This is a genomic window from Streptomyces sparsus, from assembly GCF_054776295.1.
This window is the reverse complement of record NZ_BAAHCA010001044.1, coordinates 717-1,560: the sequence shown is the minus strand read 5'-3', so window position 1 is coordinate 1,560 and position 844 is coordinate 717. Positions and strand designations below refer to the sequence as shown.

The window sequence follows — 844 nt, the reverse complement described above, 5'->3', positions numbered from 1 at the left end:
CCGTCGAACGCCGCGGCGATCCGCTCGTCCAGTCCGCCGGCGCACTGCGGCACCACCTCGAAGCCGGCGGGCAGCCACGGGCCGGGCTGTCCGGCGAGCACCAGCACGTGGCGGGCGGCAGGCAGGGCGGCGACCGTCTCCAGCGTGTCGGCGAGCGAGGCCTCGGCCAGTTCGGCCGCCTCGTGCGGGCTGAACGGCGGAGTGAGCCGCGTCTTGACCCGGCCGGGTACGGGTTCCTTGGCGATGACCAGCACGGTGGTCCCCGCACGGCGGTTCACCGCAGCACCCCCCGCATGTCACGGACGGCCTGGGCCGTGCCGCGCCAGGTGCCGGTCACCTTGGAGCGCCCCGTCCGGGGGTGGTAACCGACGGAGGTCTCGAGGATGCGCCAGCCCTCGTCGGCCGCCCTGACAACCATCTCCAGCGGGTAGCCGCTGCGTCGGTCGGTCAAACCCAGGTCGATCAGGGGCTGCCGGCGGGCGGGCTCGACTACGGGCCGGTCTTCCGGTCGCTCACCGCCGCCTGGCACACCGGCGACACGGTGTACGCCGAGGTCACGCTGCCCGACGCCGCGACCTCCGAGGCCACCCGCCACGACCTGCACCCCGCCCTCCTCGACGCCGCCCTGCACCCGCTCGGCCTCGGCGTGTTCGACGGGCTCGGCGAAGGGCGCGTGCTGTTCTCCGCCGGCACCGCACGCCTGTACGCCACCGGATCCACCACCCTTCGGGTGCGCCTGGACCGCACCGGCCCCGACACCGTGTCGCTGACCGCCGCCGACGCCGTCGGCGACCCCGTGCTCGCCGTCGACTCGCTGCTGCTGCTGCCGGTCCCCGACACGCCC

At 75.2% G+C, this 844-nt stretch carries 1 protein-coding gene and 2 pseudogenes; 1 reads left to right on the top strand and 2 read right to left on the bottom strand.

Features of this window, described 5'->3' with window-relative positions; translation table 11 throughout:
* Together ACYVE9_RS26155 and ACYVE9_RS26150 are read right to left on the bottom strand one after the other, a co-directional pair.
* A pseudogene (locus ACYVE9_RS26155) lies at nucleotides 1-278 on the bottom strand (glycosyltransferase); the annotation flags it as partial.
* Nucleotides 275-517: pseudogene (locus tag ACYVE9_RS26150) on the bottom strand (glycosyltransferase); the annotation flags it as partial. The pseudogenes ACYVE9_RS26150 and ACYVE9_RS26155, both read right to left, overlap by 4 nt.
* Between ACYVE9_RS26150 and ACYVE9_RS26145 the strand changes: the two are divergent.
* On the top strand, nucleotides 470-844 hold a 375-nt coding region (locus tag ACYVE9_RS26145; protein WP_461030368.1), incomplete at its 3' end, for a polyketide synthase dehydratase domain-containing protein. The pseudogene ACYVE9_RS26150 and the gene ACYVE9_RS26145 overlap by 48 nt on opposite strands.